Origin of the sequence: Photorhabdus namnaonensis (assembly GCF_001684335.1) — a bacterium.
Classification (GTDB): domain Bacteria; phylum Pseudomonadota; class Gammaproteobacteria; order Enterobacterales; family Enterobacteriaceae; genus Photorhabdus; species Photorhabdus namnaonensis.
The window spans coordinates 73,770-80,957 of the sequence record NZ_LOIC01000094.1; the positions used below are offsets into that span (position 1 = coordinate 73,770).

At 42.8% G+C, this 7,188-nt stretch carries 9 protein-coding genes; all 9 read left to right on the forward strand.

All coding sequences use genetic code 11. The features are described 5' to 3' along the window. Positions 1-531: HlyD family type I secretion periplasmic adaptor subunit (locus Phpb_RS27100; RefSeq protein WP_240492642.1), on the forward strand; the 531-nt coding region annotated here is incomplete at its 5' end. Positions 532-640: 109 nt separating this feature from the next. Further along, positions 641-1,162 (forward strand): DUF5625 family protein, encoded by a 522-nt coding sequence (locus Phpb_RS21300; protein ID WP_065392119.1) that lies wholly within the window; start codon positions 641-643, stop codon positions 1,160-1,162. A 48-nt stretch (positions 1,163-1,210) separates the two neighbouring features. Further along, positions 1,211-1,741 carry a DUF5625 family protein gene (locus Phpb_RS21305; RefSeq protein ID WP_065392120.1) on the forward strand — a complete coding sequence of 177 codons (531 nt, stop codon included), beginning with the start codon at positions 1,211-1,213 and terminating at the stop codon, positions 1,739-1,741. Positions 1,742-1,799: 58 nt separating this feature from the next. Next, entirely contained in the window at positions 1,800-2,321 is a 522-nt protein-coding gene (locus Phpb_RS21310; protein WP_065392121.1) for a DUF5625 family protein, read from the forward strand. A 48-nt stretch (positions 2,322-2,369) separates the two neighbouring features. Beyond that, positions 2,370-2,828, forward strand: a complete 459-nt coding sequence (locus Phpb_RS21315) for a DUF5625 family protein (RefSeq protein ID WP_338046879.1) — start codon at positions 2,370-2,372, stop codon at positions 2,826-2,828. A gap of 97 nt (positions 2,829-2,925) precedes the next feature. Beyond that, positions 2,926-3,456: a DUF5625 family protein gene (locus tag Phpb_RS21320; protein ID WP_065392122.1), complete on the forward strand. Its 531-nt coding sequence runs from the start codon at positions 2,926-2,928 to the stop codon at positions 3,454-3,456. Between the two features lie 48 nt (positions 3,457-3,504). Further along, positions 3,505-4,032, forward strand: a complete 528-nt coding sequence (locus Phpb_RS21325; protein WP_065392123.1) for a DUF5625 family protein — start codon at positions 3,505-3,507, stop codon at positions 4,030-4,032. A 48-nt stretch (positions 4,033-4,080) separates the two neighbouring features. Further along, a complete protein-coding gene (locus Phpb_RS21330) occupies positions 4,081-4,602 on the forward strand; it encodes a DUF5625 family protein (protein ID WP_065392129.1) in 522 nt (173 codons plus the stop codon). 49 nt (positions 4,603-4,651) lie between these two features. Then, positions 4,652-7,188 (forward strand): calcium-binding protein (locus tag Phpb_RS26175; RefSeq protein WP_420848367.1); only part of this gene is annotated, 2,537 nt, incomplete at its 3' end.

The following is a 7,188-nucleotide window of genomic DNA, read 5'->3' on the forward strand; positions in this document are numbered from 1 at the left end:
TTGCAACAGGAAGCCAACAAAAAAGCGGCGACCTTGGTTCAGGAGCTGGCGAAGGCTCGTTATCAGGAAACTCTGACCAGTCTTAAAGCCCCGGTGGCCGGCACAGTTCAACAACTCGCTATCCATACCGTTGGCGGCGTGGTGACGCCGGCTCAGCCGCTGATGGTCATCGTCCCCGCGGACCAACCGGTAGAAGTGGAGGCCATGTTGGAAAACAAGGATGTAGGTTTCGTCCATGTTGGTCAACCGGTCACCGTCAAGGTGGAAACCTTCACTTTCACCAAGTACGGCACCGTTGACGGCGAAGTGCTGAACGTATCGAACGACGCCATCGAGGACGAAAAGCGTGGACTCATCTATAGCAGCCGGATTCGCTTGAAGTCTGATCACGTGCTGGTCAATGGTCAGCGAGTCCCACTGTCTCCGGGCATGTCGATCACGGCAGAAATAAAAACCGATCAACGTCGAGTGATCGATTACTTCTTGAGCCCATTGCAGCAGCATCTGGATGAAAGTTTGAGAGAGCGGTAGGTTATGAGGGCAGCTCTGTGAACTCGGCTCGCCATACTCACCGTTTTCCGGGTTTGAGATAAATGACCGTTAATGTTTTTGGCAGCCTTACTTTATTTGGAGTGATGAAATGAAAGTATTACGTATACATGAAAGGCTCAAAAACTGGCGAAACATTATTATTTTTATGAGTTGTACCTTATTAATGGCCTGCTCTAAGCCCATTGATATATACAAACCGATTGACGTATCGAAGTCTGGTCAATCAGTCAAAATTGATTTTGAACTTAGAAAGGAAGGTAATTATCAGTTTGCCTTACTGTTTGAAACTGGGGATGGTCATGATGAAATGGAAGGGCGGTTTAAGTTTTTTGGGAGAGCTGATAAAGATGGAGTAATAATCCCTGTTTCACTCCATATCGTTAAAGATGGCGAGATTTTTTTTGATAAGAGAATAAATGCTAGGGGATACGATGGGGGACAGGCTTTCTATTACGAAGAGAAATATGTAAATACGGCGGTGCGAGAAATTAAGACATTTTTGCTACCCCCCGGGAGTTACTCTGTGGTTATTACTACCCTGGAAGATGTTCCCGCTTTTAATGGCATCGAGAGTTTTGTTGGATTCACCTATTACGATCCGAAGATTTAAAATGATATCACTATAAACAAAGGAAATATAAAAATTTGGAGTGACAAAATGAAAGTATTACGTATACACGAAAAGTTTAAAAACTGGCGCAACATTATTATTTTTATGAGTTGTATCTGGTTAGTAGCATGCTCTAATTACATTGATGCTATACGCAAGCCGATTGATGTGTCGCATTCGGGACAATCGGTCGAGATTAATTTTGAACTCAGCAAGCGCAAGGCTGGAAATTATCAATTTGCTCTGCTGTTTGCTACTGGGGGTGATTATAATGAAATAGACAGGCGATCTAAGATATTTGGGAGTGTTGATAAGGATGGGATTGCTATTCCCGTTTCTCTTCGTCTGGTTAAAGACGGCCAGGTTTTTTTTGACAAGGAAATAAATTCGGTGGGGAGCGAAGGAACACAATCCTTTTATTACAAAGAGAGAGGTATAACTACGGCAGTGCGAGAAATTAAGACACTTTCGTTACCCTCCGGACGTTACTCTGCGGTAATTACCACCCTAGAGGATGTGCCTGCTTTTAATGGCATTCAGAGTTTTGTACAGCTCACATATTTTAATCCGAAGATTTAGGAAGGTTTAAAATGGTATCAGTATAAACAAAGGAAATACCAAAATTTGGAGTGATGAAATGAAAATATTACAAGTACACGAAAGATTCAAAAACTGGCGCAACATTATTGTTTTTATAAGCTGTATATTATTAATGGCCTGCTCTAAGTACATTGATATATACAGACCGATTGACATATCGAAGTCTGGTCAGTCAGTCAAAATTGATTTTGAAATCAGCAAGGAAGGCAATTATCAGTTTGTCCTGCTGTTTGAAACTGGGGATGGTCATGATGAAATGGCAAGGCGGTTTAAGTTGTTTGGGAGAGTTAATAAAGATGGAGTAATAACCCCTGTTTCACTCCATATCATTAAAGATGGCAAGATTTTCTTTGATAAGAAAATAAACGCTGTGGGATCCGAAGGAGGGCGTGTTTTCAATTACGAAGAGAGAAGGATAAATACGGCTGTGCGAGAAATTAAAACATTTTCATTACCTCCCGGACGCTACTCTGTGGTAGTTACCACCCTGGAGGATGTTCCCGCTTTTAATGGTATTGAGAGTTTTGTTGAATTCAACCATTACGATCCGAAGATTTAAAATGGTATCAGTATAAACAAAGGAAATATCAAAATTTGGAGTGATGAAATGAAATTATTACGTATATATGAAAGGTTCAAAAACTGGCGAAATATTATTATTTTTATGAGCTGCACCTTATTAATGGCCTGCTCTAAGCCCATTGATATATACAAACCGATTGATGTGTCGAAGTCTGGTCAATCAGTTAAATTTGATTTTGAAATCAGTAAGGAAGGAAATTATCAGTTTGCCTTGCTGTTTGATAAAGGGAATGACTATGAAGAAATGAAAAGGCGGCTTGAATTGTTTGGGAATGTTGATAAGGACGGGGTAATAATCCCCGTTTCGCTTCATCTAGTTAGAGATAGCAAGGTTTTTTTTGATGGAAAAATAAACGCTGTGGGAAGCGGTTGGGGGCGTTCCTTCGATTACGAAGGAAGAAGAATAAATATAGCTGTGCGAAACATTAAAATATTTGAGTTACTCCCCGGCAATTACCACCTTGGAGGATGTCCCTACCTTTAATGACATAGAGAGTTTTGTCGAATTCTCCTATTTTAATCCTAAGATTTAAAATGGTATCAGTATAAACAAAGAAGATATAAAAATTTGGAGTGACGTGATGAAAATATTACAGGTACACGAAAGGTTTAAAAACTGGGGGAATATTATTATTTTTATGAGCTGTACATTATTAATGGCCTGCTCTAAGCACATTGATACTATACGTAAACCGATTGAAGTGTCGCATGCAGGGCAATCAGTCGAGATTAATTTTGAACTCAGCAAGAGAAAAGCTGGAGATTATCAGTTTGCCCTGCTGTTTGCTACCACGGATGATTATGATGAAATGAAAAGGAGATTTAAGTTGTTCGGGAATATTGATCATGATGGGGTTGTAATCCCTATTTCGTTCCGTCTAGTTAAAGATGGTAAGATTTTTTTTGACAAGGAAATAAACGTAGTGAGGCTTGATGGTGTGCAAGCCTTCTATTATGAAGAGAGAAGGATAAATACGGCTGTGCGAGAAATTAAAACCCTTTCGTTACCCCCTGGGCGTTATTCTGCTGTCATTACCACCTTGGAGGATGTCCCCGCTTTTAATGGCATTGAGAGTTTTGTCGAACTCATCTATTTTAATCCGAAAATTTAAACGGGTATTAATATAAACAAAGGAAATATAAAAATTTGGAGTGATGAAATGAAATTATTACGTATATATGAAAGGTTCAAAAACTGGCGAAATATTATTGTTTTTATGAGTTTTACCTTATTAATGGCATGTTCTAAGCACATTGATACTATATATAAGCCGATTGATGTGTCGCATTCGGGGCAATCCATCGAGATTAATTTTGAACTCAGTAAGAGAAAGGCTGGGGATTATCAGTTTGCTCTGCTGTTTGATAAAGGGGATGATGATGAAATGAAAAGGCGGCTTGAATTATTCGGTTATATTGATAAGGAAGGAGTGATAACCCCCGTTTCGCTTCATTTGGTTAGAAACGGCGAGGTTTTTTTTGACGAGAAAATAAATGCAGGGGGACGTAGCTGGGGACGTAGCTTCGATTACGAAGGGAGAAGGATAACTACGGCTGTGCGAGAAATTAAAACACTTTCGTTACCTCCCGGACGTTACTCTGCGGTAATTACCACCCTGGAGGATGTGCCTGCTTTTAATGGCATTCAGAGTTTTGTACAGCTCATATATTTTAATCCGAAGATTTAAAATGGTATCAGTATAAACAAAGGAAATATGAAAATTTGGAGTGAGGAAATGAAAGTATTACGTATACATGAGAAGTTAAAAAAATGGCGAAACATTATTGTTTTTATAAGCTGTACATTATTAATGGCCTGCTCTAAGTACATTGATATATACAGACCGATTGACGTATCGAAGTCTGGTCAATCAGTCAAAATTGATTTCGAAATTAGCAAAGAAGGCAATTATCAGTTTGTCCTGCTGTTTGCTACTACGGATGATTATGATGAAATGGAAAGGCGGTTTGAATTGTTTGGGAGAGTTTATAAAGACGGAGTAATAACCCCCGTTTCACTCCATATCGTTAAAGATGGCAAGATTTTTTTTGACAAGAAAATAAACGCTGCGGGATCCGAAGGAGTGAGTGCTGTCAATTATGAAGAGAGAAGGATAAATACGGCGGTGCGAGAAATTAAAGAATTTTCATTACCTCCCGGACGCTACTCTGCGGTAGTTACCACCCTGGAGGATGTTCCCGCTTTTAATGGTATTGAGAGTTTTGTTGAATTCAATCATTACGATCCGAAGATTTGATTTATTTAGGAAAAACAAAGAGAAATAACAGCTAGAGGAAATAATAAGTATGGAAAAGAAATATACTGTAACCTATAAAGTTGCTCCGATGGGGGCTAAATATATTTATCAGGAAGATAAGAAAAATAACAAAGCGGGAGACATACACAAGTCGTCCGGCGGTCATATGTGGTATGTGATAAATGACGGTAACGGAAATGAAAGAAGTGTCGGTTTCGAGTCAAGGGACGGTGTGCCAATTGGGGTAGGAAAAGTAACTTCTCATGATAATGCGGCCTACCAAGAAACCACTTATGAAGTCACCATCGCGTTGACTGAGAAACAGTACAAGGCGTTAAACGGCTTTTCAGATAACCCAAAGTCAGGTGGATTTAATCCTGATACCTATTGGGTGAATTCCAACAGTTGCGTAGATTTCGTGTATTACTCATTACAATCTATTGGGTACAATCGCAAGAATTTCCTGGGAAAGATTTTTGAAGGAAATGTGGTTCCCAATACTAATCGTGCTATGTTGAAAGCTATGCTTACATCTAATGGAGCTCAAATCATTCGGGACGACCTCATGCGTAATGGTGACCATTATGAAAAAAGAGTTGCTCCATGGTCTACCCCTGAATGGCTTAAACCGGTAGGTACCGAGGGCACACTTCCCAGCCCACCAAAAAGCTTAATTAATATTGATATCAATTCCTCCCCACAACCGCAGAAGCATATTCAGGGCGAAAACAAAGCTCAGCAGGATGTTGCTAACGGGTTTATACAAAATTCCGCAACACATAAAATATCTGCCGTCGGGGATATGCTCAATAAAACAGACTTCACTTCAACCCAAATGGCCAGCCTTGCCACTGGTGGTATTCGTCCCGGTGAAATGCAGCTTGACCCCAATGTCCGACCTAATACCTATCTGTCAGAGTTCTATAAGCCTTTCTACCAACCCGGGGACACTAGCAAGCTGGATTTCGGCCTACGCAATGCCGTGACGTTGAACGGCTTGTCGGCGATGACAACGTTTAACACTTATGTTGACCCGCTGTTATTGGATCTGAGCGGCAATGGTGTGCATATGACTGACATTCGTGACGGCGTGCTGTTCGATATGGATAACAGTGGCACGCTTAAGCGTAGCGGCTGGGCGGATCGCAATACCGGAATACTGGTGATCGACGATGGTAGCGGTCAGATAAAAAATGCCAGCCAGATGTTTTCTGAGTACTACGGTGGTAAGGCAGGAATAAACGGTGCCGCTGGCGAAAAAAAATTCAAGGATGGTTTCGGGGCTTTAGCCAGTGAAGATGCCAACAAGGATGGAGTGATTGATCAGACTGACCCGATCTGGAGCAAGCTGCGGGTTTGGGTCGACAGTACCCGCGATGCGAAAGTCGGTGTAGGCGAACTCAAGACACTGGCGGAATTGGGTATTAGCCAGATAAACGTCCGGGCTTCGAACAAAACGGAAGTCCGTGATGGGAATAAAGTTGTTGCCAGTGGATCGTTTACTATCAAGGGTAAAACTCAGGAAATGCTGGCCGTTGATTTTCTTGGTGATACCGTTAGCAACACCCTGAGCACTCAGGGGGCTGGTACGAAAGTGACTTCCACCACCAACGATATCACTACCACGGCTTACGCCAGCCAGAGTGAAACAGATGAAACCCTAAATGCTGAGCAACTGGGAGTCAGCAATCTGTATGGTGGCAGCGGCAATGATACGTTGATTGCGGCAAAAACTGGTAGCTGGCTGGTCGGGGGCGCAGGGAGCAATACCTATGTTGGCGGTGCCGGCGATGATGTTTTTGTCATCAGCGCTTCTGACGATACGAAAAATATTCACGGTAATGGCGGGCACGATACGGCGATCATTGTCGGTAACCAAGGTGTGGCACTGGACATGGATCGGGCAGGTTTGACTATTGCCCAAGGCGGGAGCGGCAACGATACTATCATAAGCGGTAGTGTCAACGGTGTCTTTATCAAGGGTGGCTCCGGCAATTCGACTCTGATAGGTGGCATGGGTAATGATGTCCTGGTCGGCGGCAGTGGGCACAACACCATCGTTGGTGGCACTGGTAAGTCGGTTATTTATGCCGGTCCTCAGGGTGACACAATTTACGCCTCCAAAGGCGGCAGCATTATTCACGCTGGCGGCGGTGATGATAAGATTTTTGGCGGCTTTGGTGACGACGTGATCGAAGTGGGTCACGGCAATGCTACGATTGATGGGGACGGCGGGGTCAACATCGTCAGCCTGCACGGTAACCACGGAGACTACCAAATTACCCGTACCGACAGTGGGTATGTAGTGGCCGATAAGGTCGCCGGGCGTGACGGCACGGTAACGCTGAAAAATATCCAGAAACTCAATTTCGCGGATATTTCGGCGGTTGATTTACAAATACCCAATGCGATGCCTGTCGAGGATGTTCTCACTCACGACAAGGGCGGCAAGGTTTTTGATCGTACTCAGCCACATCTGATTGCCGCAGAAAGCCTGCTGGCTAACGATCAACATCTTAACAGTCAGGGCGCCCTGCGCATTGCCAATGTTGGGGATGCGATAGGCGGTACGGTCAAACTCACAGC